The following is a 23,145-nucleotide window of genomic DNA, read 5'->3' on the forward strand; positions in this document are numbered from 1 at the left end:
TTTAGAAAAAATAGTATTTTACAATACCTTTAAAAGTTTGCCATTTATAAATATTTGAAAACGCTAAATTTAAATATCTTTTTGCAATTGCTTTATCGTTTCTAGCATACGCACCAAATAGCAATAACCTTCGTCTATCTGCTATTTTTTTAAATTTTTCATCATAATCCCACTTTTGCAATACCTTTTCTACCCCTTCGACCATCTTGGCATAATTAGCCGTTATATTTGTGCCGTGCTTTCTATAATACGATAAATATTCATCGATATGGGCTATTTTGTATCCTGCATGTGTTATTCTAAGCCACATATCTAAATCTTCTATAATCATATTTTCATCATATCCGCCAAGTTTTTTTAAAACTTCGCTTTTTATCATCGCAGTCGGCGCTGAGATAAGATCAAATTCCAACAAAGTTTCAAAATCATACTTTTTATCGAATTTTAATGATATTTTATTTTCATAATTTTCATTAAATTCTATATGATTTCCGCAACACACGGCGACATCTGGATTTTCTTCCATAAATTTAACCTGTTTTTCTATTTTATCTAGGATAAATTTATCATCACTTGCGACCGCGCAAAAATACTTTCCATTTGCTAAATTTAAACCTTCGTTCAAGGTGGCACAAAGCCCTTTATTTGGTCTATGAATAAATTTAAATTTATACTCATCGGCAAGTTTTTGAATAATACTTACAGAATTATCCTTCGAGCCATCATCGATTACGATTAGTTCTATATTTTTATATGTTTGATTAAGCACGGATTTTATGCTATCACTAACATATTTTTCGTGATTATAGCTAGGGATTACAACACTAACAAGTGGCATATTTTGCATTTATTTCCTTTGAAATTTATTTTTAAATTTTATCATAATAAATTCAAGTTCTTCTTCTTTTAAAATTTTAAGAACCAAAATATAACTAAAAAATCCGACAACAACAGCGCAAATCAACCTTAGCATAATGTCATCTACGCAAATTTTAGCAACACTCATCAAACAAGCCATTATGATTGTAGATATAATGATTTTGCGAATATGCCAAAGCTGTTTTACCCCGCCAAATTTATAATTTTTAGAACAAATATATGAATTTATAAAAAAACATAAAAAACTAGCCGAAAATTTACCAATCACAATCGCTTTCAAACCAATCGGAAATGTAATAGCCATAGTTAAAAATATAATAGGCAATTTGATAAATTCGATTTTTAAAAAAAGATCGCTTCGCCCAATGGCAGTTAAAATATTTAAATTTAAACCAGAAATCGGCGTAAATATATATGACAAAGAAAACCAAAACAATAACTCTGCTGCCATTAACCACTTTTGCGTTAGCAAAATCAAAATAAATTCTTTTGAAACGACAGCCAAACCTACCATGACAGGAAATGTCATCAGCGAAATTATTTTTACCAAACGCTTAAAAACTTTCACCAATTCTTCTTTATTGTCCTGTAAAGATGACATTAAAGGAAAAGTAGTCGTTATAACGACACTACTAAGAGCACCGAAAATCGAACGAGGAAAGGCTTCACCCTGCGAATAATAACCTAAATCTTTTGTGTTGTAAATTTTTCCAATAGCTGTATTGTATATAGCATTTACGACAACAGCGATAAGACCGACGCCAACTAGTTTTGAGCCATAAGAGAATAGTCTGTTAAATGAACTTTTACTAAACCATGTTTTTGGTATCCAACCACCAAAATACCAATACAAAACAAAAATCAAAAAATTTTTAGTTAGCTCTTGCCAAATAAGCGACCACACGCCAAAGCCGTTATAAGCTAAAATAATTCCTAAAATTCCGGATATTATCACGGCTACTAAATTTATCAAAGCCAATGCTTTGAAATTTACAACCATTTGAAATCTTGCTATTTGAACCACGCAAAAAGCATTTAAAATGATATTTAAAAATAAAACTCGTTGTATCGTGGTTAGCTCTGGGACTTTATAAAATTCGCTTATAGCTGGTGCAGCAAAAAACAGCACAATATAAAAAACTAGTCCAATAGCTACATTAAATATAAAAGTAGTGGAAAAATCTTGCTCCGTGCAACCTTTTTTTTGTATAAGTGCTCTGACAAAACCACCTTCTATAAAAATATTTGCCAAACTAAAAAAAGCAACCAAAAGTGCTATTGTCCCAATATCATTTGGTGAAAGCAAACGCACCAAAATAATATTTAAAACAAATCCAATAGCCTGAACGCCAAATTTTTCCAAAGCATTCCACAAAATGCCAAATTTGGTTTTTTGAATTATGTTTTCTTGCAAAATTTTATTCCAAACTTAGAGTTGTTTTAATTTCATTTTGTAAATTCAATACAATATTTTCATATTTAATCATTTTTATAGTGTTTAAATCCCTTATGAATTCAACGATAAAATTTGGCAAAATTCTTTTTATAAGATCTTTTATATTCACTATTTTCCCCAAGAATTCAAAACTTCCACGACCTTTTGAATTTGCTCTTTTTCAAGCACACCGCTCATCGGCAAACTTAAAATTTCAGCGTGAATTTGCTCACTTATCGGATAACTCTGATTATTCCACTCTTTGTAAGCCATTTGCTTATGTGGCGGGATTGGATAGTGGATTAAAGTCTGAATTTCGTGTTTTGCCAAATATTTTTGTAGCTCATCGCGGTTTTTAGAACGAACGGCGAAAATATGCCAAACATGGCTTTTTATCTCTTTTGCATTTGTGCCAAACTCAAACGGCAAGATTAAATTTTCATTTTTTATATTGTCTAAATAAAAATCCGCCACTTCCCTACGAGCCGAAATTTCAGCGTCCAAATATCTAAGCTTCGCTCTAAGCATAGCTGCTTGGATTTCATCAAGGCGAGAATTTATGCCTTGGTATAAATTCTCATACTTTTTGTGGCTTCCGTAATTTGCAAGAGCCCTTATGGTATTTGCTAGGCTTTCGTCATTTGTCGTAACTGCTCCGCCATCTCCAAGTGCGCCTAAATTTTTACCCGGATAAAAGCTAAAACCACTTGCATCGCCTAAATTTCCGCTTCGTTTCTCGCCAAAATATGCTCCGTGCGACTGAGCTGAGTCTTCGACGACTTTTAGATTATATTTTTTTGCAATGCCTAAAATTTTATCCATTTCGCAAGTTTGTCCGTATAAATGCACAGGCAAAATCGCCTTTGTTTTTGGCGTGATTTTTTCTTCGATTTTATCTGCGTCGAGCAAATATGAGTTTAAATTTGGCTCGACTAAAACAGGCTTTAAATTATTCATAGAAATCGCTAAAATTGACGCTATATAGGTATTTGCAGGGACTATGACCTCATCATTTTCACTCATCACGCCCAGCTCTTTATAGGCTCTAAAAATCAAATTTAGCGCATCTAGTCCGTTTGCTACGCCAACGCAAAATTTGCTACCGCAAAATTTGGCAAATTCGTCTTCAAATGCTTCGCACTCACTTCCGTGAATATACCAACCACTATCGATAACTCGCTCACAAGCCTTTAAAAGCTCGTTTTTATACTGCGAATTTATCGCCTTTAAATCCAAAAATGGTATCATTTTTCTTCCTTTTTACAATCTTTACAAACTAAACTTTCATCGCATTTTTGCCCACATTTGCAGACATATCCTTTAAAACAAGCCGGATTTCCATACCAAAGCTCTTGTTTGCCGATATTTTTAGTTACCACGCTTCCAGCTCCGACCATAGCGTATTCGCCGATATTTACACCGCAAATTATAGTCGAATTTGCACCGATACTTGCGCCTTTTTGTATGGTTGTTTTCGCAAATTCTTTATATTGTTTGCTTCGTGGCAAAAAATCGTTTGTGAAAGTAACATTTGGGCCTATAAAAGCGTCATTTTCAATTCTCACGCCATCCCAAATTTGAACACCGCTTTTAATCGTTACATTATCGCCGATTTGCACATCGTTTTCCACAAAAACATTGAAATTTATGTTGCAATTTTTGCCGATTTTTGCGCCTTTTAAAACTACGCAAAATTGCCAAATATTTGTATTTTCGCCGATATTTTCGCTTTGGACTTCACTACTTTGGTGTATCATCGCACGACCTTTAAAAACTCATCATAATCTCTTATATAATCGCTCTCATCATAGTGTTCGCTAGCTAGCACCATAATCACACAATTTTCGCTAAAATCTTTCATCTCTCGCCAAATAAAATTATCAATAAAAAGTCCTAAATTTGGCTTATCTAGCCTAAATTCTTTTTTTTCTGTTCCGTCATCTAAAATAAATGTGCAAGCGCCACTTACACAAACGGCGATTTGTTTTAAATTTTTATGAGCGTGAAATCCGCGATCTACGCCGTTTTTATTACCATAAATATAATAAACTCTTTTTATATCAAACGGCACATTTTTATTTGCTTCAAGTGCTACCAAAAAGCCCCGTTCATCACCAAATTCTTTAAATTCTAAAATTTTACAACTACTTAGCATATTTTTTCACATACCATTCTACGGTTTTGATTATACCGCTATCAAAGGTTTCATCGGCTTTCCAACCAAGTTCCCCTTCGATTTTACTAGCGTCAATCGCATAGCGTCTATCGTGCCCTGCTCTATCTTTTACAAAAGCGATTTGCTCTTTATAGCTAATGCTTTTTGGGCAAATTTCATCTAAAATTTCGCAAATTTTATGTGCGATTTGCAAATTTGTTCGCTCGTTTCTGCCACCGATATTATAAGTTTCTCCGCCTTTGCCTTTATGAAAAGCTAAATCAATTCCCTTGCAGTGATCAAGCACAAAAAGCCAATCTCTTATATTTTTGCCGTCTCCATAAATCGGAATTTTATTGCCATTTAAAGCATTGCGGATTATAGTTGGGATTAGCTTTTCGTCGTGTTGCTTAAAACCATAATTATTCGAACAATTTGTAATAATCGTATCGAGCCCAAAAGTATGATGATAGCTTCTAACTATCATATCAGAACCCGCTTTTGAAGCAGAATACGGCGAATTTGGAGCGTATGGCGTAGTCTCGCTAAAATACCCGCTCTCGCCCAAGCTTCCATAAACTTCATCGGTTGAAATATGGTGAAATCTAGCACCCATAAATTCGTCTTTATACTTAAACGGCTCATCTAGCCAACACTTTTTAGCCGCGTCAATTAGCGTATGTGTGCCAAGCACATTTGTTTTGACAAAAACGCTAGGATTTTTTATAGAATTATCCACATGGCTTTCAGCCGCAAAATGAATAACGCCACTAAATTTAAACTCGCTAAAAAGCTCGTCAATAAGATTTCTATCGCAAATATCGCCTTTTATAAATTTATATCTTGGATTGTTTTCGCATTCACGCAAATTTTCTAAATTTCCGGCATAGGTAAGCAAGTCTAAATTTATAATTTTATAATTATCATATTTTTCCAAAAAATACGGCACAAAATTTGAGCCGATAAATCCGGCACAGCCTGTAACTAAGATATTTTTCATTTTTCGCCTACCAAATTTTTTAAATATCTGCCATACTCATTTTTAGAAAGCGATTTTGCGATATTTAAAATTTTTTCTTTATCTATCCAGCCGTTTGCATAGGCGATTTCTTCGAGACAAGCTACTTGCGTGGCTTGGTTATTTTGTATAGTTTGCACAAATGCACTTGCTTGCAAAAGTGTCTCATGAGTGCCAGTATCTAGCCATGCAAAACCACGACCCAGTAACTCCACGCTGAGTTTTCCGCGTTTTAAATATTCTTGATTAATGCTAGTGATTTCTAACTCGCCACGATCGCTAGGCTTGACATTTTTAGCAATTTCAACAACATCATTATCATAAAAATAAAGTCCGGTTGCAGCGAAATTTGACTTTGGATTTTGTGGTTTTTCTTCTACGCTTAAAACTTGTTTATTTTCGTCAAATTCAATCACCCCAAAGCGTTCTGGATCTTTCACATGATAGCCAAAAATAGTAGCACCTTCTCTATTTACGGCATTTTTTAGCAAATCGCTAAAACCTTGCCCGTAAAAAATATTATCGCCTAAAACTAGGCAAACTCTATCTTTGCCGATAAATTCTTCGCCGATTATAAAAGCTTGTGCAAGACCGTCAGGGCTTGGTTGGACTGCGTAGCTCAAATTTAGCCCCCAATCGCTTCCGTCGCCTAAAAGTTCTTTAAATTTGCCTATGTCTTGTGGAGTTGAAATCACCAAAATATCGCGAATATGAGCAAGCATCAAAACAGAAAGCGGATAATAAATCATCGGTTTATCATAAATCGGCAAAAGCTGTTTGCTAATGCTTCTAGTTATCGGATATAGCCTTGTCCCGCTACCACCGGCTAAAATTATACCTTTCATAAACTTTCCTTAAATCTTTCTTTCCCAATTTAGCGCACTTTGGATTATCTCGTCTAAATCCTCGTGGCATGGAACCCAGGTTGTTTGGAAACGAATTTTTGAAGCATTTGAGATTAGACAAGCTGGATCGCCCTCGCGACGCGGCGCGATTTCGACCGCAAAATCCACTCCACTTACCTTTTTGGCCTCACTGATGACCTCTTTGACGCTAAATCCAGTGCCATAGCCCACATTAAAGACATTGCTGTCGTTGGTTTGCAAGTATTCTAGCACCGCTAAATGCGCACTCGCAAGATCCTCGACATGGATATAGTCCCTGATACAAGTGCCGTCTTTGGTATCGTAATCATCGCCGAAAATATACATTTTGTCGCGTTTGCCAGTGATTGTTTGGGTTGCGATTTTGATTAGGTGAGTGGCGTTTGGATAGTTTTGACCAATTAGTCCGTCGCTTGACGCGCCCGCGACATTAAAATAGCGCAAAATTCCAAATTTAAAATCCTTGTTCGCAGCGGCTGTATCTTTTAGTATCCACTCGACCATAAGCTTGCTTTTGCCATACGGATTTATCGGAGCTTGCGGACTTTCCTCGGTTACTTTGCCGTTTTCTGGCTCGCCATAAGTCGCCGCTGTCGAGCTGAAAATGAAGTTTTTCACGCCGTATTTTTGGCAAAGCGCGATTAAATTTATCGCGTTTGCGGTGTTGTTTAGATAGTATTTTATCGGGTTTTTCACACTCTCGGCAACCTCGATAAATGCCGCGAAATGGATAATCGCGTCAAATTTTCCTTTTTTAAAAATTTCCTCGATTACTGGCAAATTTTCCAAATTTTCTTTGATAAATTCAAACTCGCCCACGCTTTTAAGCGCGTCGATTGCCTTCATTGAGCCTTTGCAAAGATTATCGACAACCACGATTTCATGGCGATTTGATTCTAAAAGTTGCTTTAAAACATGTGAGCCGATATACCCAGCGCCACCTGTAACTAAAATTTTCATATCATTTTCCTTTTAAAAAAATTTTTTGATTATACCCTAATTTGTTAAATTGCGGGTTTAAGGCGCAAAAATGTAGGAAATCTAGGCTTTTTTTCACTTGTTAAATTTTGGTATTGATAAGTGATAATAGTGCCGATTTTAGGGGGTTTTGCGCGCCACTCATCGCTCCAACCAGACCCTATTTTAAACTTCACTCCACTTTTTATATCCACGCAAGTTACAGAGCCCATTTTGCCCTTGTTTTTGCCATATCCTGGGTTTATGTGCGTGATTTTGCACTCGCTATCACGCATTTTTTTGTATTTTAGGATATTTGCACTGCGCCCGCTCTCATACAGCGCGTATGGATTTCGGATCACCAGCCCCTCACCGCCATTTTCTACGACCAAATTTAGCATTTCTTCGATTTGTTCGTGCGAACTAACCGGAGTTTGCGGGATTACGACCAAATTTTGCACGCCGTTTTTTTCGATGAAATTTGATAAAATTTTCATCTTTTCAAACAAATTTTTTCTCTCATTTGGCATATCAAAAATATAAAATTTAATCTCGCTCCAACGCTCATCTGGCGTGGCTTTGCTCACAATCGAAGCGATTTTTTCAAACTCCCCTCGCCTGCTCCAAAGCTCGCCTTCGATCATAAAATTTGGAAATCCTTTTGTCCAAGATTCGGGAGCATTTATGATTTTGCCCTTGCGTGAGCGAAGCGTCTTGCCGTCCCATACGGCGCGGATTCCGTCGAGTTTTTCGCTTACGACCCAGCCTGAGATATCCATACCTTTTTTGTATTCTTTCAGCAACATTGGGCGAAATTCATCGCCAAAAGCCAAATTTGCGAAAAATAAAAAAATACAAAAAAGCGTTTTTGCAAATTTATTCATTTTTAAATTTCTCAATCTCACGCGCGATAAATTCGCAAAAAATCTCGCTATATCCCATATCGGCGCAGTGTTTTTGCAGATACTCGCTCATCAAATTTAGATTATCCAAATAATCATTTAGCAAAATTTTGCCACGCAAAAGCTCGTATTTTAGGAAAAGCCAGTATGTATTTAGCGTGTCGCTCTGGCAGTATTCGTCGATTTTATCGCCCTTTTCGTCATAAAACAGCTCCAAAACCTGATCACCATGCACATCGTATTTGCCAGGCAGTCCCAAAGACGCGCACAAAAAGTCGAGTTTGAGCCCCCTAACAGAGCCAAAATCGCAAATATGATCGAGCAAATCAAGGTGAAAAACCCCGTCATATCGCGAGCGATAATTCGTCCATTTATCCTTGTTCGCAAGCTTATCATCAGTGCAAAAATACTCGCTGGCGCTGATATTATGCACCATTGCGCGCACCATAATCATCGGCAAATCAAAACCGCGCCCGTTGAAGCTTACAAGGCGTGGATTGTGCGAGTTGATAAAATCGATAAATTTTTTGATTTTGCCCTTTTCATCGTCTGCTTGCAGGGTGCTTACACGCACAAATTTGCCAAATTCATCAGCCAAAACCGCGCTGATACTTACGACTTTGTGGAAATTTATAGGCAAAAACTCGCTTCCTGTTTTTTCCTTGAAATGCGCCATTGCCGCGATTGAGAGCTTTTTGTGGTTTAAAATTTTGCTTTTATCATCGTTAAAAATCGGCTCATCGCCGTAAATTTTAGGCAGAGTGTTTGAGACGCTATCATTTTTGCTCTGAATTTTCGCATCAATTCCAGCAAGCAAAATTTTGGCATATTTTTTTTTGTCAAATTCATCATAGCACTCATCAATGATTTCTTTGTCTAAAATTCGAAGCAAAGCCGCAGTATCAAGCACAGTTTCGCAATCAAAAACGCAAATGTAAGATTGTTTTTTATTCATAAATTTTCCATAAAATCAAGCTAGTTTATCCGCCAAAACGGCGGATAAAAGGATTAGTTTTTATCAATCGCTAAGATTGTGTTGCCCTCGTCATCGGTGGCGATGTCGCCCATGCCCATTATGTTGTAACCGCAATCGACATAGTGGATCTCGCCCGTAACTGCGCTGGCAAAGTCGCTAAGCAAATACGCGCCACTTTTGCCGACTTCGAAGATATCCACATTTCGTTTGAGCGGGGCATTTTTTTCGTTGTATTTTAGGATTAGGCGGAAATCGCCGATACCACTAGCCGCGAGAGTTTTAATCGGACCCGCTGAAATCGCATTTACGCGAATTCCGCGCTCACCCAAATCATGCGCTAGGTAGCGAACCGAGCTCTCTAACGCTGCTTTTGCTACGCCCATGACATTGTAATGTGGGACAAATTTCACGCCACCAAGGTAGCTTAATGTCAAAATCGCTCCGCCGTCATTTAGCAAAGGTTCGACTGCATTTGTAAGCGCAATCAGCGAATAAACAGAAGTTTGCATAGCGACATTAAAAGCCTCTTTTGTAGTGTCGATAAATTTGCCATCAAGCGCCTCGCGTGGGGCAAATGCCACAGCGTGAAGCACGAAGTCAAATTTGCCAAAATCTTTTTCTAAACTCGCGCGTAAATTCGCCAAATGCTCGTCGTTATTGATATCTAGCTCATAGATTTTATCGCTTCCAAGCTCCGCTGCAATCGGCTCGACGCGCTTTTTCAAAGCGTCATTTAAAAATGTAAAAGCCAGCTCTGCTCCCTGCTCGTGGCAAATTTTCGCAATTCCATAAGCGATAGATTTGTTGTTTGCAACGCCGACGATTAGCCCTTTTTTACCTTTTAGTATCATTTTGCTTCCTTGATTAGATTTATGAAATTTTCTGCTTCCCAGCTAGCCGTGCCGACCAAAACGCCGTCGCAACTTGAAATTTGCGAAATTTCGGCGATGTTTTTGAGATTTACGCTTCCGCCATAAAGCAAAGGCGCCTTTGTTTTGGTGCGCAAAAAGCTTAAAATTTCATCAATTATCGCGCTCGTGGCTGTATTTCCCGTGCCAATCGCCCAAATCGGCTCGTAAGCAATGACCAAATTTTGGTAATTTAAATCGATTTTTTCAAGCTGAGAGGCTAGAAATTCCTTGGTTTTACCCTCTTTATACACAGCCTCGTTTTCGCCGATACAAAAGATGATTTTATAGCCCTCTGCCTTTGCGAATTCAAATTTTCGCGCGATTAATTCGTCTGTTTCGCCCAAAATTTCGCGTCTTTCGCTATGTCCGATTAAAACGCAAGAAATGCCAAATTCACCCAGCATTTCTTTGCCGATTTCGCCTGTGAAACTGCCGTTTTGGCATGGATAGAAATTTTGTGCGCCTTGGATAAATTTGTGATTTCCCAAATTTAAAGCCACACTTGGCGGAAATACCAAAATTTCGTGCTTTGATAAAATTTCATCGCCTAAATTTGCATTTAAAATTTCGCAATAGCGCTCGAAACTAGCCCTAGTGTGATTGCATTTTAAATTTGCGGCTAGTATCATTGCTCGCTATCCTCGATAGTTAGGACTTTTACGCCAGGAAGCTCTTTACCCTCGATTAGCTCCAAGCTAGCCCCACCACCTGTGGAGATAAATGTCATATCATCGGCGTTTCCGGCTCTTTCGACCACATCGGCTGTATCGCCACCGCCCACGACGGTCGTAGCGTCGCTATCAGCGATGAAATGCGATATACGCATACTTCCGCGCGCAAATTTATCGATCTCAAACACGCCCATAGGGCCGTTCCACCAGATAGTTTGCGCATCATCAAGCGCCTCTTTAAAAAGCGCCACCGTCGCAGGTCCGATATCTAACCCCATCCAGCCAGCTGGGATTTCTTGAACCGTTACGCGCTTCATAACAGAATCTTGCGAGCAAGCAGGGGCTGCGATAGTATCGACTGGGATATAAATTTTAACCCCTAATTCCTTGCCTTTGCGCAAGATATTTTTGGCCTCTTCAATCAAATCCTCTTCTAAAAGCGAATTTCCGATATCGTATCCGACGGCCTTTAAAAATGTAAAAGCCATACCGCCACCGATGATGAGTTTATCGACTTTTGGGAGTAAATTATGCAAGGCTTGGAGCTTGCCACTGACCTTGCTACCGCCAGTTACAGCGACGAAAGGTCTGGCTGGGCGTTTAATCAAATCAGCGGCGAATTTAATCTCTTTTTGTAGCAAAAATCCAGCCGCTTTGTGCTCGTTGTCGAAAAACTTCGTCACAGCCTCGACGCTTGCGTGCGCTCTGTGGCATACGCCAAATGCGTCATTGACATAAAATTCACCATAACTAGCTAATTTTTTGGCTAATTCAGTATCGTTTTTGGTTTCGCCTTTTTCGAAACGCAAATTATCTAGTAATAAAAGCTCGCCCTTTTTTAGCTCGCTAACTGCCTTGCTAGCGCGCTCTCCTACGATATCATCGACAAATTTGACCTCGCGATCAAGCAATCTGCCAAGTCTTTTTGCCACAGGGCGAAGGCTAAATTTCTCCTCGTAGCCGTTTTTTGGGCGACCAAGGTGGCTTGCCAAAATCACGCAACCACCATTATCCAAACAATAGCGAATCGTAGGGATTGATGAGCGGATTCTGCGATCGTCTGTAATATTGCCAAACTCGTCCATAGGCACATTAAAATCGCATCTGATAAAAACTTTCGCGCCGTCTGTGAAATTCAAATCCTTAATATCTAAAATTTGGCTCATTTTAACCCCTTTTTGACGCTGCGAAAACCGCTAAATCAACCAATCTGTTACTATAACCCCACTCGTTGTCATACCAGCTTAGCACTTTGATTAAATTTCCGCCAATCACCTGCGTGCAATCGCTCGCCACAGCTGTCGAAAATGTCGAAGTGCAAAAATCGCTTGATACGCGTTTGTCATCATCGACGACCAAAATTCCCTTCATTGCGCCATTAGCGTATTTTCTAAAAATTTCATTTAGCTCGTCAGCTGTGGTCTCTTTTTTGGTTGAAACAGTCAAATCTACCATTGAAACGTTCGCTACTGGCACGCGCACAGCTTGTCCGTGCATTTTGCCTTTAAGTTGTGGCAAAATCAGGCTGATCGCCTTGGCTGCGCCTGTCGTAGTCGGTATGATATTGCACGCTGCCGCACGACTTCTGCGGAAATCACGGCTTTTGACATCGACTAGGCTTTGGCCGTTTGTATAAGCGTGGATTGTGGTCATTAAGCCCTTTTCGATACCTAGCTCATCGTCTAAAATTTTAGCCACAGGGCCAAGTCCGTTTGTGGTGCAGCTAGCGTTTGAAATCACGCTCTCGCCTGCGTAGCTTTCGTGATTTACGCCGATTACATAAGTCGGAGTGTCGTCCTTAGCAGGGGCGCTCATAACGACAAGTTTAATGCCGTTATCCAAAAATGGTTTGCATTTTTCTGTGGTTAAAAATGCTCCCGTGCATTCTAACACAACCTGGGCACCAAGCCCCGCAAAATCGAGCTCGCTAGCGTCTCTGGTGCTATAAACTCTGATTTTTTTGCCATCTACTGCGATGTAATCGTCGTTTATGATTTCAACTTTTTTATTAAATTCCCCATGAACTGTGTCATATTGAAGCAAGTATCTAGTAAGGTCGCGTTTAGCGGTATCGTTGATAGCTACTAGCTCCACATCATCGCGATTTAGCGCGATTCTGGCTGCACATCTGCCGATGCGTCCAAAGCCGTTAATTGCAATTTTTGTTGCCATAATTTTTCCTTAAAATGAAATTTTAAAAATCTCATAATATTACAAAAATTTGGGTTAATTAACGGTAAAATGGATTAAAATTTAGCTGTTTTTGACGCTAAATTTCACGCCACTATCAATAAAAACACTTAGCAAAATTTCATAAAATTCGCCAAATTTATCTTTTAAAATTTGGCCGTTTTCTATGATAAATTCAGCATCGTTTCTCTCGGTTAGTGCGTCATAAAGTGCGTCTAGATTTGTAATGTAATCAGGCTCGAAATTTAGGCGTTTGGCGATGAATTTATAAAGTCCAGCTTTGCTTTTTACTTTGGTTGCGTCGATTGTGATTTGCTTCATTATTGCACCCTCTCAAAGCTCTTGTAATGGTCTTTTGTGTAAAAAATCAGGCCGTCGTTTGAAAATACTAGCCGTTTTTTACCCCTAGCACCACCCTTGTAATCAATATCAGCCTCTGTGTAAATTCTGCCCTTTTTAGCTGGGAGTGCGCGCTCGTAATTTCCAAACCTATCGCCACCAATCGATTTATCCTTCGCGTATGCGTGCAAATCGCCACCGCTCCAACCAAGGGCGTTTGCCTGCTTTTTGGTGATGAAATTTGAAGGCAGTTTTCCGTGCGCTTTGATATGCTCGCTCACGCACTCTTTGCTAATGCAAAGCTCGCTATTTTGGGTTTGCGTGCCCTGAAAAATAGAATTTTTAGCATAAAATAGAAAAAAAGCTAGTGCTAAAACCCCGAAAATCAGGGCAAAATTTAGAAATTTTTTACTCACTTTTGATTCTTTTTTTGGTTGCAAATTTAAAATAGCAAATTATCGCTGCTACAACCAAAGCTAGGATTAGTGGCGCGATATAAGGTTTTTCTTTGATATGAGAGTAGATTTCTTGGACAAAATCCCCAGCATAAAAGCTCAAAAGTCCGATGATAAGCGCCCAGACAAGCGAACTAACCGCGTTTAAAATGCTAAATTTCAAAAACGAGTATTTTGTGATACCAATGGCGATTGGAACTAAGGTTTTTAGCCCATAAATGAATTTTTGGATTAAAATTATCCTATCGCCGTATCGTTTGAATAAAATTTGCGACAAAGCCAAATTTCGGCGCTGTTTTTTTAGGTATGGCATGATATCTTTTTTGTTGTAGCGACTGACCCAAAACAGCCCCGTATCGCCCAAGAAATTCGACACGCAGGCTACGGCTATACAAACCCAAATATTAAGTTCGCCTGTAAAGCTTAAAATTCCAGCAGCCACCAAGGCGATAAATCCACCGCCCAAAGTGTATAAAAAAAGTAGTAAATATCCCCAAGTATGGAGGTTTTCAAACATAGAATCCATGAAATTTACCCGCTTAATCTAGCCTAAAAATTTCGCCCTAAAACCTGCATTAAAAGCCTGTATTCTTGTGTGGAAGTATCGAAAGCCACGCTATTTTTGGTCTCTATGACAGAGCCACCTAGGCTTACTCCGGCGAAAAATCCACCCTTGCTTGTGAAAACATACATATCTTTATTTATCATATCAAGTCTGCCAGAATCCGCGCTGTAATTGCCAACCACGGCTGTCGCGTCGCCTGAGAGGGTGATTTGGGATTTGCGCATTTTATTTATCATAGCCTCACTCATCACGAAAATTACCAAATAATTATCCTCATAGCCTATTTGAAGCCCAATACTAGCGTTTGAAATATCCACAGCGCTTACCTGACCGCCCTTATAGACGATGACGCCCTCGCCATACATTCCGCCTATGATAAAGCCTAGCTTTTTCACACTTGGGAAAATCAGCACAGCCTCGGCTTCATTAGCTAGGTATTTATACGCAGAGTTGCTTTTCATCACAGACGAATACGCACCCGCGCTATTTATCAAAAGCTCGTCCTCTCCAAAAAGTGCGCCCACAAAAAGCAAAAGTGAAAGTATGATTTTTTTCATTTTTTATCCTTAGTTAAATTTATTTAGCGATTTCGACTGCGCGCAGTTCGCGTATGACATTGACCTTGATTTCGCCCGGGAATTGCACCTTGTCTTGGATTTCTTCGGCGATCTCTTTTGCGATTAGCACAGCCTCATCATCGTTGATTAATTTTGCATTGGCAATTACGCGAATTTCGCGTCCAGCGTTGATTGCATAAGCTTGTTTTACACCGTTTTTACCAAGTGCGATTGTCTCTATATCATTAACCCTTTTTAGGAAGCTCTCCAATACTTCACGCCTTGCCCCAGGTCTAGCTGCACTTAGCGCGTCAGCTGCGCACACAGCGGCACTTTCTACGCTTGTAGCCTCCTCGTGTCCGTGGTGAGCGAAAATCGCATTAATCACGACTGGGTGCTCTTTGTATCTGCGACAAACCTCTGCGCCCAAATCCACATGCGAGCCCTCGTATTCGTGTGTAAGAGCCTTGCCGATATCGTGCAAAAGTCCGGCTCTTTTGGCTAGTTTTGGATCGCCACCTGTCTCAGCTGCGATAATTCCTGCTAAATGCGCTACTTCAAGCGAGTGCGCAAGGGCGTTTTGACCATAGCTCGCACGGAATTTTAACTTTCCAATAAGTTTTAAAATTTCTGGGTGCAGTTTGCCAATGCCTAGATCCATAACGATATTTTCGCCCTCTTCTAAAATGCTTGATTCGAACTCATCGCAAACTCTTTTATAAATATCCTCGATTCTAGCTGGCTGAATTCTGCCATCTTCAATCAAAAGCTCGATTACGCGCACAGCGATAGCCCTGCGGTAAAGATTGTGCGAGCTAACGATAATCGCATTTGGCGTATCATCGATGATGACATCTACGCCCAGCGTCATTTCCAAGCTTTTGATATTGCGACCCTCTTTACCGATAATTCGGCCTTTTAGCTCATCGTTTTTGATATTTACGACATTTATTAGGCGTTCAGCCGCAAACTCACCAGCAAAACGCGAAGTCGCCTGAGCGATGATATAATTTGCCTTTTTTCTAGCCTCTTTTTTCGCCTCTTCCTCGTGTTTGCGCACGATATGAGCGATATCTATGCGTGATTGTTCCTCGACCTTACGCAAAATTTCATCTCTTGCCTCACTTTGCGTAAATCCAGCCACACGCTCTAAAACTTTCAGTGATTCGGCTAGTTTTTCCTCGTAATTTTTCTTTAAATTTACGCCCTCATCGTAGAGAAATTTAGCTTCATTTCTAGCATTTTCTACATCTGCTTTGCTGTTTTTAAGCACCTCTTGTTCGGTTAAAAGAGCCTGTTCTTTTTTGTTCAGTTCGTTGAATTTTTGGTTGTAATCTTTTTGGAGATGATTTGACTTTTCCTCGTATTTCTTTTTAGCCTCTAATTCAGCCTCTTGGACTGAAATTTTAGAATCCCTAAGCACGCCCTCGGCTTCGAATTCTATGGCTTTTGCCTTTGCTTTTGCTTGTTCAATCAATACATCGTAATTTGCGTTATTGATTTTTCTAGCTACCCCATACCCTATGCCAGCGCCCACCGCAAGAGCGCACAAGGCGATTAAGATCTCTATCATATTTTCCTCTTTTAAAGTAATTTTTGCTCGGAGTAATGTAAAAATCACCTACCACATCGTGGCTCAAAGATAAAATTTCATTTGTGAAACAATCCTCTAAGCTCACAAAAACCACGGCAGGTTTGTGTTTTAGACCTGAAAAAAACATATCATAATATCCTTTACCATGTCCTATTCTAGCGAGCCTTCCATCTACTCCAACCACTGGAATAACCGCTAGATCCACCTTGCCAAAATAGCCGTTTTGAGGCAGTGTTTCACGCAACCCAAAATGCGATTTGACAAAAGGAAGTCGCAATTTTACCATTTTTAAATTAATATCCGTTATAAGTGGAAGATAAAATTCGCATTTTTTACCCATTAAATTTTTCAAAAACAAAATTTCGGGCTCGTATTTTAGTGGCAAAAAAATTAAAATTTTGCGCGCACCAAGAGCGCGGATTAAATTCGCAATGCGCCTAGAAATGATATACGAAGTGCATTTGGCTGAAATTTTGGCACGAAATTTAAGCCTAGATTTGCAAATTTTCCTAAATTCATTTTTTTCCACGATTTTAACTTTGTATTAAATTTTAACGGCTATTTTAGCAAGTTTAAGTATAATTCCACATCAAAATTTACAAGGCAACAAATGAAATTTAAAATTTTACTAGCTCTGCTTATGGGTTTTTTCGTCCTTGCTGGGTGCGAGAAAAAGGACGAGCAAAGCGCAAATAGCGAGCCAGAGATAACCCAAAGCGCCGAAAATGAAAATATCCCCACAGAAAGCACTATTGGCACCAATTACACTGCGCCGTTTTCGCTCACATTTACAAATAATCAAATTTTAAATATGCAAAAAAACAAAAATGGTTTTAGCATAGAAAATGGTGGCAAAACCACGCTTTTTGCCTTTTTTGCTTCGTGGTGCGATGCCTGCACAATCCAAGCAAGTGCGCTTAATGCACTCGTAGAAAAATACGGCGATAAGCTCGATGTAGTGGCTGTTTTGATAGCTGATGAGATTTCATTAGACGAGCTAAAAGAGTATGAAAAAAAGGTAAAAGCCAAATTTAAAATAGCCTACGGCGAGGCAAATGATTTTTTCACAGGCACGCTTGGAGGCATTTCAGAAATCCCGTATTTGGTGGTTTATGACAAAAAAGGCGAGTTTAGCGCTCAATATTTCGGCTTAATTCCCGAAGAAATTTTAACACTCGAAATGGAGAAAATTTTATAATGTTTAATTTTTTTAAAAAAGGTCTTAGCAAGACGATTGAGGCTATGAAGGAGGCCCGCGGCAAAAGCAAAATTTCAAAAGATGTGCTTGAAGAAATGCTTTTAGAAGCCGATGTGGATTATGAAATCATCGAGGAAATTATATTTTATCTCCCGCCTAACGAATTCGTCGAAAAGGGCGATTTGAAGCGTGTAATGAAGACATATTTTATGTATGAACACGAGAATTTCACCCCTGCTAAGCCTTATGTCGAGCTAATCCTTGGCGTAAATGGCGCAGGCAAGACAACCTCTGTCGCAAAGCTGGCAAATTTATACAAAAAAGCTGGAAATAGCGTGATTTTGGGCGCGTGTGATACATTTAGGGCGGGCGCAGTCGAGCAGATAAAACGCTGGTCGCAAATCATAAATGTCCCTATCATCGCTACCGCGCAAGGCCACGACCCTGCGGCTGTGGCTTACGATACCATTAGCTCAGCCGTCGCCAAAGGGCTAGATCGCGTGCTAATCGATACAGCCGGCAGACTTCAAAACCAAAAAAACCTAGCAAACGAGCTAGAAAAAATCGTGCGTATCTCAGCCAGAGCCTGCGAGGGTGCGCCACATCGTAAAATCATCGTACTTGATGCGACACAAGGAAACAACAGCGTAATCCAAGCCAAAGCTTTTAATGAAATCACCAAGCTTGATGGTATTATCATCACCAAACTCGACGGCACGCCAAAAGGTGGCGCGCTTTTTGGGATTGCGCGCGAGCTAGAAATCCCGATTTTATATGTCGGCGTGGGCGAGAGTATGGACGATTTGATCAAATTTAACCCAGATGAGTTTGTCGATACCCTAGTCGATGGACTTTTTGAATAAGAAATTTCACTTTAAATTTGCAAATTTATAAAAAACTAAATTTGCAAATTCTTTTTAAATTTAGTCAAATTTAACCCCAATGTAAGTGCGTTAAGAATATAATCTGACTTTGTTAAAATTTCAAAATTTAGGTAGAAAAATGCAAATTTATGCGGATAATTGCACCCTCTCATACGGGAAAAATCCTATTGTATCAAAACTAAGCTTCCGCGCTAATAGTGGCGAAATGGTAGCTGTAATGGGGCCAAGTGGCGTGGGCAAATCCACGACTTTGGGTCTGTTTTTTGGCGAAGCAAAATGCGAAAATGGCGAGTTTGGAATAAACGGCGCGCCAAATTTAGACCAAAATATAATCTCGCTGATTACGCAAGATGATATTTTGATAAAAGAATTTAGCGTTTATGAAAATCTCAAACACTACGCCAGATTGCACGGTGTGGCATTTTCGCGCATTGACGAAGTGATTAGTAGCCTAAATTTGGGCAAGGTGCAAAACAGCCCAGTATATAAAGGCGGTAAATGGGCGATTAGTGGCGGTCAGCGCAAAAGAGTAAATATCGCAATGGAAATGCTTTTATCACGCAATGAAATTTTCTTTGCCGATGAGCCAACCAGCGGGCTTAGCACCGCAGGCAGTATTCAGGTTTTGCAAAGCCTTCGCGACATAGCCGACGGCAAAAGCATGAACGCCCCAAAAATCGTCATGGTGATAATTCACCAGCCAAATTTAGAGATGATAAAGATGTTTGATAAAATTTTGCTTTTTGAAGAAATCAAAAAGGAAAATGGCAAAAAACCAACTAGCCTAGCAACGACGAAATTTATGAGCTTGGCAGAGTTTTTTAGCGAGCATTTAGGTTGCGATTATGCGGGAGCTGATACGCTCGAACTTCACAAAAAATACAATGAATTTTTAAAGAGTATATGATGAAAGATATTTTAAATTTCACCCAGATTGAGCTTCTTCGAAACACCCTACGCAACGCCAAATACTTCATCTTTGGCGTGGTTGGCGTGGCGTGGTTTTTGGGGTATTTTATCGCGTGGATTTTCTCTCACAGCGATAGTTTCATAGACAACGACCATTATGTGGATTATCTCTTTTTTATCGCCATTTCTGCGGCGTTTTTGGGGATTTTAAAGGGCATTTATGACATTTACGGCGACAAAGAGTTAATGCGTAAATTTAGCCGTAGCGGGCTTAGTTTGTATAAATTTTTCGCTGCGAAATTTAGCGTCGCGCTGATAATTGGCATTTTTCAGTGCTATTTGCTCACAATCTCAGCCAAATCCATGCTCCAAATCCCAGAAGGCGTGCTAATTAGCACAAACTGGCTGATTTGCTCGTTTATTTTCATTTGCTCTTACGCTATGGCTCTGGTAGCTTCATGCCTCGTGCATAACGACAAAATGGCATCAATCAGCCTTGCGATCTTGCTCGTGCCTCAAATCATGTTAAGCGGGCTCGTGCCTTACGACAAACTTCACAAGGCGATATTTTTATGGCAAAGTGACTATGAGCGTATGCCGCCACCTGCTATCATCATGCCCATACCTGTGGGGTTTGAGGCGCTTGTAACGGCAAATTATAAAATGCTAATCGACGAAAACGGCAACTACCAAAATATGAACAACTCCCTAAAAGCCACGATTATCACCGATGAGGACAAATCAGGGATTTTCCGCTCACACAAAAGCGCATTTGGCGTGAGTATGTGGATATACGACCTGCTGTTAATAACGATTTTATGCGCGTTTTACTTCATCTTAGCGCAGAAAATTTTTATCTTTTTAAACACACCGAAATTTAAAAAATCAAATTTGAAATTTAATAAAGGACAAATATGAAAAATTTTGCCAAATTTTTATTTGTTTGTGGCTTTGCGTTTGGCTTTGCGAACGCTAACGACGCTGAGTGCCTAGGTGGGGATGCCAAAGAGTGCTTCGCAAGCGCGAAAGCCTACGAGCAAAGTGGAGATAACGCAAAGGCGCAGGAATTTTACCAAAAAGCCTGCGAGCTAAACTATGCCGTGGGTTGCAACAAGGCTGGCGCGATTTTTGCCTCAAAGCAAGAAAACGAAAATGCAAAAACGCTATATCTCAAAGCTTGCGATCTAAACCACCACGAAAGTTGCGTAAATTTGGGCGAAATTTACGAAAACGAGGGAAATTGCAACAAAGCAAGTGAAATTTACAAAGATACCTTTGAAAACAAAAAATTTAAACCCGCCCAGGCAAAATTTGAAGCCCTTGTTGGCAACGAAAAATGTATGAGCGACGAGATAAAAAGGCAAAAAGAAGAGGCTCAAAAAGAGATCGATGCTAAAATCAAAGCCCTAAAACCACTCGAAGCCTTGGAAGATAAAGCATGCGAGCCAGGGGACGGCAGGAAATACTACCTACAAGGCATAAACTACGAAAACAACCAAACCGTAAGCGAAGCTGTAATGCTAAAAGTCTTTCAAAAATCCTGCGATTGTGGCGAGGCGAAATCTTGCGATGAAGTGGCAAATATCTATATGAAAAACTACAACAATTTATCGAGCAAAGACAGAGAAACCGCGCTAAATGCTACCAAACGCGCCTGCGACGGAAATATCGTAACAGGCTGCCAAAAACAAATCGTCGCAACCGAGCGATCTATGGGGATTTTCGATATCAAAGACAGACAAGAAAAAGAGCGTAAAATCGACGAGCTAAAAGAAAAAATCATAGTTTTAACCGCAAATCACGAAAAACTTTGCAAGGCTGGAAGTGGGCTAGAAAACGCGCTAAATTGCCATTGGTTGGCTGATTTTTATCTCTCAACCGACAGAGATCACGAAGTAGCCGAAGCTGCAAGGCTATATGATAGAGCGTGCGGGCTAGATATCAACGGCAGCTGCTACATGGTGGGCAAAATCTACCTAGACGGCCACAATAGTCGCACCAACCCAGACGATACGATAAATGTGGATTTTGGTAAAGCAAGAAGTTTTTACCGCAAGGCTTGCGATGCGGATGTCAAAATCGCATGCAAAAATTTAGGCGCGCTATACACACTTAGCGAATTTGAGAAAGACTGCGACGCAAACAGCTCTGATGCGTGCTTGCAAGCAGGCAAAATGCACGCACGCGGAAACGAAAGTGAGAGATATTTCCAATACATTGCGCCAAATTTAGCCAAAGCACAAGAATTTTACAAAAAAGCCTGCGAGCTAAACAACTACGAAGCGTGCAATATCTGGGGTATGAACGCAGCAGAAATCGAATACAAAAAAGAAAGCTACAAATATGACGAAGCCAAAAATGCGCTTTTTAAGGCGTGCGATAACGGTGTGCAAAAAGCGTGCGCAAATTTAGAAAAATGGGTCGAACTTCGGGATTTGGAGAATTCTTGCGAAAAAAATAATGTCGAGGATTGTTTGAAACTTGCTAATTTATACTGGAATGGATATGGACGCAACTCATATATGACTAGAATTAAACCTGATAACAGAAAAGCGACAAAAACCTACAAAAAAGCTTGCGAGTTAGAAAATACGAGTGCTTGTTATTACGCTGGAAATATTTATTACAAAGGCGATGTCGCAAGACAGGATTATGATATAGCAATGGAATTTTACAAAAAAGCTTGCGATGGCGAATTTGCTTTGGCTTGCAGAAGTTTGGGTGCCATGTATTATGATGGCGTAGGCGTAGAGAAAAATATGGCAAAAGCTGCCGAGTATTACGGCGAGGGGTGCGATCTGGGCGATAATTCAGAGCGATACAACTCATGCGAAATGTATAAAAAAGCAAAAAATGCGAAATAAAATTTATGGGCGAGTTTTACTCGTCCATAAAAATTTAATATAATTTTCCAAATTCCAAGTACTACGCGTAAAATTTATGTATTAAGCTTAAATTCAGCAAATTTTAACGGGGGGGGCTATAATCACTCTTTATTTTTTCTAAGGAGTTTTTATGGAAGATGAAAAAATCATAGTTATCAATCAAGGTAGTGGCAATACGGCTGGAATTTTGGCTATCGTATTTGCTATTTTAGGAATTTTCTTTTTAGGAATTTTATTTGTTCCGCTTGCTCTTGTTTGTGCGATTATCGCTACGATTAAGGCGATTAAAGGAGTTGCTTCAAAATTAGTTGCGATTATTTCTTGGATATTAATCATTATCGCCTTTGCTACTTCACCAATGCTACTAGGTATGCTTAGCATTGGGATGACTAGACAAGAAGTAAAAACAACACCAATTGGACTTGCTTACTCGCAAGAGTTTGAAACTGCACTAAAACAGATAAGAGATGATTTTTCTTTGCGTGGAGAATTTAGGGATTTACAATCTATGACCACGGTTAGACATTTTAAAGATGAAGCATTAAAACAAAAACTTGAAGTAGGCAAACCAATAGAATATAGTGTAGGCTTGAAATCAAAGGGGCAAATAGAATTTTGCGCTCAGATGGTTTTGAAAGAAAGTGGCAGTAAATACATTATAGAAACAAAAAATATAAATGAAAATAAAGACATTTGCAGAGAACTACATAATGCCGAACTCTATAAAAAACTAAAAACTTTTGAAATAAATTAAAATTGTAGAAGATAAAATAAAAATTTT

General features: G+C 39.4%; 26 protein-coding genes. 6 read left to right on the forward strand and 20 right to left on the reverse strand.

The window, feature by feature from the left end; all coding sequences use genetic code 11:
• Position 1: 1 nt before the first annotated feature.
• The 20 genes from PF027_RS05175 to PF027_RS05270 form a co-directional block, all read right to left on the reverse strand.
• On the reverse strand, positions 2 to 847 hold the full coding sequence (locus PF027_RS05175; RefSeq protein ID WP_270872399.1) for a glycosyltransferase: 846 nt from the start codon (positions 845 to 847) through the stop codon (positions 2 to 4).
• Entirely contained in the window at positions 848 to 2,293 is a 1,446-nt protein-coding gene (locus PF027_RS05180; RefSeq protein ID WP_270872400.1) for a lipopolysaccharide biosynthesis protein, read from the reverse strand.
• Between the two features lie 150 nt (positions 2,294 to 2,443).
• Entirely contained in the window at positions 2,444 to 3,562 is a 1,119-nt protein-coding gene (locus PF027_RS05185; RefSeq protein ID WP_270872401.1) for a DegT/DnrJ/EryC1/StrS family aminotransferase, read from the reverse strand.
• Positions 3,559 to 4,071 (reverse strand): acyltransferase, encoded by a 513-nt coding sequence (locus PF027_RS05190; protein WP_270872402.1) that lies wholly within the window; start codon positions 4,069 to 4,071, stop codon positions 3,559 to 3,561. Before PF027_RS05190 ends, PF027_RS05185 begins: the two co-directional genes overlap by 4 nt.
• On the reverse strand, positions 4,068 to 4,469 hold the full coding sequence (locus PF027_RS05195) for a sugar 3,4-ketoisomerase (protein WP_270866096.1): 402 nt from the start codon (positions 4,467 to 4,469) through the stop codon (positions 4,068 to 4,070). Before PF027_RS05195 ends, PF027_RS05190 begins: the two co-directional genes overlap by 4 nt.
• On the reverse strand, positions 4,459 to 5,469 hold the full coding sequence (gene rfbB, locus PF027_RS05200; protein ID WP_270872403.1) for a dTDP-glucose 4,6-dehydratase: 1,011 nt from the start codon (positions 5,467 to 5,469) through the stop codon (positions 4,459 to 4,461). Before rfbB ends, PF027_RS05195 begins: the two co-directional genes overlap by 11 nt.
• Positions 5,466 to 6,332, reverse strand: a complete 867-nt coding sequence (rfbA, locus tag PF027_RS05205) for a glucose-1-phosphate thymidylyltransferase RfbA (protein WP_270862081.1) — start codon at positions 6,330 to 6,332, stop codon at positions 5,466 to 5,468. Before rfbA ends, rfbB begins: the two co-directional genes overlap by 4 nt.
• Positions 6,333 to 6,341: 9 nt before the next feature.
• Positions 6,342 to 7,331, reverse strand: a complete 990-nt coding sequence (gene galE / locus PF027_RS05210; RefSeq protein ID WP_270859375.1) for a UDP-glucose 4-epimerase GalE — start codon at positions 7,329 to 7,331, stop codon at positions 6,342 to 6,344.
• A gap of 44 nt (positions 7,332 to 7,375) precedes the next feature.
• The gene (locus tag PF027_RS05215) at positions 7,376 to 8,212 is read right to left on the reverse strand and encodes a DNA ligase (protein WP_270877216.1); all 837 of its coding nucleotides are present in this window, start codon (positions 8,210 to 8,212) and stop codon (positions 7,376 to 7,378) included.
• Complete coding sequence (locus PF027_RS05220; RefSeq protein ID WP_270877217.1) at positions 8,205 to 9,185, reverse strand: 3'-5' exonuclease; 981 nt, start codon at positions 9,183 to 9,185, stop codon at positions 8,205 to 8,207. Before PF027_RS05220 ends, PF027_RS05215 begins: the two co-directional genes overlap by 8 nt.
• A 53-nt stretch (positions 9,186 to 9,238) precedes the next feature.
• Positions 9,239 to 10,057 carry an enoyl-ACP reductase FabI gene (gene fabI / locus PF027_RS05225; protein WP_270866091.1) on the reverse strand — a complete coding sequence of 273 codons (819 nt, stop codon included), beginning with the start codon at positions 10,055 to 10,057 and terminating at the stop codon, positions 9,239 to 9,241.
• Entirely contained in the window at positions 10,054 to 10,746 is a 693-nt protein-coding gene (locus tag PF027_RS05230; protein WP_270872406.1) for a triose-phosphate isomerase, read from the reverse strand. Before PF027_RS05230 ends, fabI begins: the two co-directional genes overlap by 4 nt.
• On the reverse strand, positions 10,743 to 11,954 hold the full coding sequence (locus tag PF027_RS05235; RefSeq protein WP_270869036.1) for a phosphoglycerate kinase: 1,212 nt from the start codon (positions 11,952 to 11,954) through the stop codon (positions 10,743 to 10,745). The genes PF027_RS05230 and PF027_RS05235 overlap by 4 nt, the downstream gene beginning before the upstream one ends.
• 1 nt (position 11,955) lies before the next feature.
• The gene (gap, locus tag PF027_RS05240; RefSeq protein ID WP_270861938.1) at positions 11,956 to 12,960 is read right to left on the reverse strand and encodes a type I glyceraldehyde-3-phosphate dehydrogenase; all 1,005 of its coding nucleotides are present in this window, start codon (positions 12,958 to 12,960) and stop codon (positions 11,956 to 11,958) included.
• Positions 12,961 to 13,041: 81 nt separating this feature from the next.
• A complete protein-coding gene (locus PF027_RS05245) occupies positions 13,042 to 13,299 on the reverse strand; it encodes a barstar family protein (RefSeq protein WP_270872407.1) in 258 nt (85 codons plus the stop codon).
• On the reverse strand, positions 13,299 to 13,733 hold the full coding sequence (locus PF027_RS05250) for a ribonuclease domain-containing protein (RefSeq protein ID WP_270872408.1): 435 nt from the start codon (positions 13,731 to 13,733) through the stop codon (positions 13,299 to 13,301). Before PF027_RS05250 ends, PF027_RS05245 begins: the two co-directional genes overlap by 1 nt.
• The gene (locus PF027_RS05255; protein ID WP_333720325.1) at positions 13,726 to 14,289 is read right to left on the reverse strand and encodes a DedA family protein; all 564 of its coding nucleotides are present in this window, start codon (positions 14,287 to 14,289) and stop codon (positions 13,726 to 13,728) included. Before PF027_RS05255 ends, PF027_RS05250 begins: the two co-directional genes overlap by 8 nt.
• 32 nt (positions 14,290 to 14,321) lie before the next feature.
• Complete coding sequence (locus tag PF027_RS05260) at positions 14,322 to 14,894, reverse strand: lipid-binding SYLF domain-containing protein (protein WP_270861941.1); 573 nt, start codon at positions 14,892 to 14,894, stop codon at positions 14,322 to 14,324.
• A 19-nt stretch (positions 14,895 to 14,913) separates the two neighbouring features.
• On the reverse strand, positions 14,914 to 16,467 hold the full coding sequence (rny, locus tag PF027_RS05265) for a ribonuclease Y (protein ID WP_270859364.1): 1,554 nt from the start codon (positions 16,465 to 16,467) through the stop codon (positions 14,914 to 14,916).
• Positions 16,400 to 17,017 (reverse strand): 5-formyltetrahydrofolate cyclo-ligase, encoded by a 618-nt coding sequence (locus PF027_RS05270; RefSeq protein WP_270869041.1) that lies wholly within the window; start codon positions 17,015 to 17,017, stop codon positions 16,400 to 16,402. The genes rny and PF027_RS05270 overlap by 68 nt, the downstream gene beginning before the upstream one ends.
• A gap of 81 nt (positions 17,018 to 17,098) precedes the next feature.
• Between PF027_RS05270 and PF027_RS05275 the strand changes: the two genes are divergently transcribed.
• From PF027_RS05275 to PF027_RS05300, 6 genes are all read left to right on the forward strand, one after another.
• Entirely contained in the window at positions 17,099 to 17,686 is a 588-nt protein-coding gene (locus tag PF027_RS05275) for a TlpA family protein disulfide reductase (protein WP_270872409.1), read from the forward strand.
• Complete coding sequence (ftsY, locus tag PF027_RS05280; RefSeq protein ID WP_270872410.1) at positions 17,686 to 18,549, forward strand: signal recognition particle-docking protein FtsY; 864 nt, start codon at positions 17,686 to 17,688, stop codon at positions 18,547 to 18,549. The genes PF027_RS05275 and ftsY overlap by 1 nt, the downstream gene beginning before the upstream one ends.
• Positions 18,550 to 18,688: 139 nt before the next feature.
• Positions 18,689 to 19,477: an ATP-binding cassette domain-containing protein gene (locus PF027_RS05285; RefSeq protein WP_270877218.1), complete on the forward strand. Its 789-nt coding sequence runs from the start codon at positions 18,689 to 18,691 to the stop codon at positions 19,475 to 19,477.
• Entirely contained in the window at positions 19,477 to 20,397 is a 921-nt protein-coding gene (locus PF027_RS05290) for an ABC transporter permease (protein WP_270868082.1), read from the forward strand. Before PF027_RS05285 ends, PF027_RS05290 begins: the two co-directional genes overlap by 1 nt.
• The gene (locus PF027_RS05295) at positions 20,394 to 22,343 is read left to right on the forward strand and encodes a tetratricopeptide repeat protein (protein WP_270872413.1); all 1,950 of its coding nucleotides are present in this window, start codon (positions 20,394 to 20,396) and stop codon (positions 22,341 to 22,343) included. The genes PF027_RS05290 and PF027_RS05295 overlap by 4 nt, the downstream gene beginning before the upstream one ends.
• Positions 22,344 to 22,494: 151 nt before the next feature.
• Complete coding sequence (locus PF027_RS05300; RefSeq protein WP_270872414.1) at positions 22,495 to 23,118, forward strand: hypothetical protein; 624 nt, start codon at positions 22,495 to 22,497, stop codon at positions 23,116 to 23,118.
• Positions 23,119 to 23,145: the final 27 nt, after the last annotated feature.

The sequence above is a fragment of the Campylobacter sp. VBCF_01 NA2 genome, from assembly GCF_027797205.1.
Classification (GTDB): Bacteria; Campylobacterota; Campylobacteria; order Campylobacterales; family Campylobacteraceae; genus Campylobacter_B.

Bases quoted from the DNA above. Each gene is read 5' to 3' on its own strand.
- PF027_RS05175 (WP_270872399.1), bottom strand. From the start codon at position 847: ATGCAAAATATGCCACTTGTTAGTGTTGTAATCCCTAGCTATAATCAC.
- PF027_RS05185 (WP_270872401.1), bottom strand. From the start codon at position 3,562: ATGATACCATTTTTGGATTTAAAGGCGATAAATTCGCAGTATAAAAAC.
- PF027_RS05190 (WP_270872402.1), bottom strand. From the start codon at position 4,071: ATGATACACCAAAGTAGTGAAGTCCAAAGCGAAAATATCGGCGAAAAT.
- PF027_RS05195 (WP_270866096.1), bottom strand. From the start codon at position 4,469: ATGCTAAGTAGTTGTAAAATTTTAGAATTTAAAGAATTTGGTGATGAA.
- rfbB (WP_270872403.1), bottom strand. From the start codon at position 5,469: ATGAAAAATATCTTAGTTACAGGCTGTGCCGGATTTATCGGCTCAAAT.
- rfbA (WP_270862081.1), bottom strand. From the start codon at position 6,332: ATGAAAGGTATAATTTTAGCCGGTGGTAGCGGGACAAGGCTATATCCG.
- galE (WP_270859375.1), bottom strand. From the start codon at position 7,331: ATGAAAATTTTAGTTACAGGTGGCGCTGGGTATATCGGCTCACATGTT.
- PF027_RS05215 (WP_270877216.1), bottom strand. From the start codon at position 8,212: ATGAATAAATTTGCAAAAACGCTTTTTTGTATTTTTTTATTTTTCGCA.
- PF027_RS05220 (WP_270877217.1), bottom strand. From the start codon at position 9,185: ATGAATAAAAAACAATCTTACATTTGCGTTTTTGATTGCGAAACTGTG.
- fabI (WP_270866091.1), bottom strand. From the start codon at position 10,057: ATGATACTAAAAGGTAAAAAAGGGCTAATCGTCGGCGTTGCAAACAAC.
- PF027_RS05230 (WP_270872406.1), bottom strand. From the start codon at position 10,746: ATGATACTAGCCGCAAATTTAAAATGCAATCACACTAGGGCTAGTTTC.
- PF027_RS05235 (WP_270869036.1), bottom strand. From the start codon at position 11,954: ATGAGCCAAATTTTAGATATTAAGGATTTGAATTTCACAGACGGCGCG.
- gap (WP_270861938.1), bottom strand. From the start codon at position 12,960: ATGGCAACAAAAATTGCAATTAACGGCTTTGGACGCATCGGCAGATGT.
- PF027_RS05245 (WP_270872407.1), bottom strand. From the start codon at position 13,299: ATGAAGCAAATCACAATCGACGCAACCAAAGTAAAAAGCAAAGCTGGA.
- PF027_RS05255 (WP_333720325.1), bottom strand. From the start codon at position 14,289: ATGTTTGAAAACCTCCATACTTGGGGATATTTACTACTTTTTTTATAC.
- PF027_RS05260 (WP_270861941.1), bottom strand. From the start codon at position 14,894: ATGAAAAAAATCATACTTTCACTTTTGCTTTTTGTGGGCGCACTTTTT.
- rny (WP_270859364.1), bottom strand. From the start codon at position 16,467: ATGATAGAGATCTTAATCGCCTTGTGCGCTCTTGCGGTGGGCGCTGGC.
- PF027_RS05275 (WP_270872409.1), top strand. From the start codon at position 17,099: ATGAAATTTAAAATTTTACTAGCTCTGCTTATGGGTTTTTTCGTCCTT.
- ftsY (WP_270872410.1), top strand. From the start codon at position 17,686: ATGTTTAATTTTTTTAAAAAAGGTCTTAGCAAGACGATTGAGGCTATG.
- PF027_RS05285 (WP_270877218.1), top strand. From the start codon at position 18,689: ATGCAAATTTATGCGGATAATTGCACCCTCTCATACGGGAAAAATCCT.
- PF027_RS05290 (WP_270868082.1), top strand. From the start codon at position 19,477: ATGAAAGATATTTTAAATTTCACCCAGATTGAGCTTCTTCGAAACACC.
- PF027_RS05295 (WP_270872413.1), top strand. From the start codon at position 20,394: ATGAAAAATTTTGCCAAATTTTTATTTGTTTGTGGCTTTGCGTTTGGC.
- PF027_RS05300 (WP_270872414.1), top strand. From the start codon at position 22,495: ATGGAAGATGAAAAAATCATAGTTATCAATCAAGGTAGTGGCAATACG.